The sequence below is a fragment of the Rhizobium sp. SVR5-9E genome, from assembly GCF_056755095.1.
The window spans coordinates 1-235 of sequence record NZ_JBNDHS010000758.1; the positions used below are offsets into that span (position 1 = coordinate 1).

General features: G+C 39.6%; 1 protein-coding gene. It reads right to left on the bottom strand.

The window, feature by feature from the left end:
* A partial coding sequence (locus ACPYOJ_RS36870; RefSeq protein ID WP_481420614.1) for a hypothetical protein occupies positions 1 to 235 on the bottom strand: 235 nt, incomplete at both ends.

A 235-nucleotide genomic window follows, 5' to 3' on the forward strand; every position in this document is an offset into this window, starting at 1 on the left:
GTACTGTAACACCATCTTGAACAAATTCGTCAATTCTTTGATATCCTTGATTCGAAACTGATCCTTGTACGAAAGCAGATAGATTATCTTTAGTGAATTCGACCTGACCAAATCCGCTGTACCAAAGCACTTCCCCATCATTGCTGTAACCAATTCTCTCATTTAAAGGAGTCTGACTTCCTCCAAAAGGATTCCGGCTTAGCTTCTTATAATCAGAGGTAGCTGTTACAACGTT